The sequence below is a fragment of the Phenylobacterium sp. genome (assembly GCF_046590535.1).
Lineage (GTDB): Bacteria > Pseudomonadota > Alphaproteobacteria > Caulobacterales > Caulobacteraceae > Phenylobacterium.
Genome location: NZ_JBKJTG010000170.1, coordinates 1 through 2528 on the forward strand (window position 1 = coordinate 1; position 2528 = coordinate 2528).

Annotated in this window: 3 protein-coding genes; all 3 read left to right on the forward strand. The window is 69.8% G+C overall.

Annotated features, from left to right (window positions below):
• Positions 1-335: KH domain-containing protein (locus ACLL81_RS10145; protein ID WP_411288220.1), on the forward strand; the 335-nt coding region annotated here is incomplete at its 5' end.
• A 12-nt stretch (positions 336-347) separates the two neighbouring features.
• Complete coding sequence (gene recO / locus ACLL81_RS10150; RefSeq protein ID WP_411288221.1) at positions 348-1079, forward strand: DNA repair protein RecO; 732 nt, start codon at positions 348-350, stop codon at positions 1077-1079.
• 73 nt (positions 1080-1152) lie between these two features.
• A partial coding sequence (gene parC / locus ACLL81_RS10155) for a DNA topoisomerase IV subunit A (RefSeq protein ID WP_411288222.1) occupies positions 1153-2528 on the forward strand: 1376 nt, incomplete at its 3' end.

Here is a 2528-nt window from a genome sequence, read left to right on the forward strand (position 1 = left end):
GCCTGCTGGCCGCTGAGATCACCCGCGAGAAGATCTACCTGCGCGTCCACGAGGAGCTGCCCTATGCGGCCGCCGTGGAGACCACCGCCTTCGAGGAGCGCCCCGACGGCTCGGCCCGCCTGGAACAGACCATCTATGTGGAGCGCGAGAGCCAGCGGCCGATCATCCTGGGCAAGGGCGGCCAGACCCTGAAGTGGATCGGCCAGAAGTCGCGCGAGGAGCTGGCGGTGCTGTTCGAGCGCCCGGTGCACCTGTTCCTGCACGTGAAGGTGGACGAGCGCTGGGCCGACAAGCGCGAGTTCTACGGCGACGTGGGTCTCGACTTCGACGCCTGATAGCGTAGCGGCATGGAATTCGAGGACGACGCCTTCGTGCTCTCGGCGCGCGCCCACGGCGAGGCCGGCGCCATCGTCGAGCTGCTCACCGCCAGCCACGGCAAGTACGCCGCCCACGTGGCCGGGGGCTCGTCGCGGAAGATCCGGGCGTTCCTGCAGCCCGGCGCCAAGGCCATCGTTCGCTATCGGGCCCGGGTTTCCGACCAGCTGGGCTCGGTGACCCTGGAGCCGGTGGGCGAGGGGCCATCGGCGCTGTTCGACGATCCCCTGGCGCTGGCCGGGCTTTCCGCCGCCGCCGCCGTGGCCGCCGGCGCCCTGCCGGAGCGCGAGCCGCATCCGGGCGCCTACCTGGCCTTCGAGGCCTTCACCCAGGCGCTGACCCAGCTGGACATCTGGCCGGCGGTGTTCGTGCGCTTCGAGGCAGGCCTGCTGCAGGACCTGGGGTTCGGCCTGGACCTGTCGAAATGCGCCGCCACCGGGTCCGAGGACGACCTGATCTATGTGAGCCCCCGCACCGGCCGCGCCGTCAGCCGCGAGGCGGGCCGGCCCTACAAGGACCGCCTGCTGGCCCTGCCGCCATTCATGCTGTCGTCCCAGGCCAGGCTTGAGGACGGCGACGTGGGGGCCGGCCTCGGGCTCACCGCCCACTTCCTGGAAGCCTTCATCTTCAACCCCCTGAACCGCCCCCTGCCGCCGGCCAGGCTGTGGCTGGTGGACCGGCTGTCCGAGGCAGGGCGGCTTTAGGGGACCATCTGCGCCGCGCGACGACCCCGCGCCGTCACGCTATGGGTGGGTTTCCACCACCAAGTTGATTCCCATGACAGTCCTCACAGCCCCTCCGCCCGGCGACGGCGAACGGATCATCGACGAGCCCCTGTCGGAGGCCCTGTCGCGGCGCTACCTGGCCTATGCGCTGAGCGTGATCACCGACCGGGCCCTGCCGGACGTGCGCGACGGGCTGAAGCCCGTGCAGCGCCGCGTACTCTACGCCATGCGCGAGATGCGCCTGAACCCGGAGAGCTCAGCGCGCAAATGCGCCAAGGTGGTGGGCGAGGTGATGGGCGGCTATCACCCGCACGGGGACCAGTCGATCTACGATACCCTGGTGCGCATGGCCCAGGACTTCGCCCAGCGCTATCCGCTGGTGGACGGGCAGGGGAACTTCGGCAACATCGACGGCGATAACGCTGCGGCCATGCGCTACACCGAGGCCAAGCTGACGGTGGCCGCGACCCTGCTGCTGGACGGCATCGACGAGGACGCGGTCGACTTCAAGCCGACCTATGACGCCGCCGACGAAGAGCCCGTGGTGCTGCCCACCGGCTTCCCCAACCTGCTGGCCAACGGCGCCACCGGCATCGCCGTGGGCATGGCCACCTCCATCCCGCCGCACAACGCCGCCGAGCTGGTGGACGCCTGCCTGATGCTGCTGGAAAACCCCGAGGCCACCACCGCCGAGCTGATGGCCCACGTCAGGGGCCCGGACTTCCCCACCGGCGGGGTCATCGTCGAGCCGCACGCCTCGCTGCTGGAAACCTATGAGACCGGCCGGGGCGGGGTGCGCCTGCGCTGTCTGTGGGAGAAGGAGGAGACCGGGCGCGGGACCTATCAGATCGTGGTCACCCAGGTGCCCTACCAGGTGAAGAAGGCCGACCTGGTGGAACAGCTGGCCGAGCTGATCGAGGCCAAGAAGGCCCCCCTGCTTGGCGACGTGCGCGACGAGTCCGCCGAGGACGTGCGCCTGGTGCTGGAGCCCAAGAGCCGCAACGTGGAGCCCGAGGTGCTGATGGAGAGCCTGTTCCGGCTCTCGGCCCTGGAGACCCGGTTCTCGGTGAACCTGAACGTGCTGGACGCCCGGGGCACGCCCGGGGTCATGGGGCTGAAACAGGCGCTGACCGCCTTTCTTGCCCACCGGCGCGAGGTGCTGGTGCGCCGCGCCCGCCACCGCCTGGGCAAGATCGAGGCGCGGCTGCACATCCTCGACGGCCTGATGATCGCCTACCTCAATCTGGACGAGGTGATCCGCATCGTCCGCTACGAGGACGAACCCAAGGCCCGGCTGATCCAGACCTTCAGCCTGACCGACATCCAGGCCGACGCCATCCTCAACACCCGTCTGCGCCAGTTGGCCAAGCTGGAGGAGATGGAGCTTCGGCGCGAGCACGCCGAGCTGGCCGAAGAGCGCGACGGCAT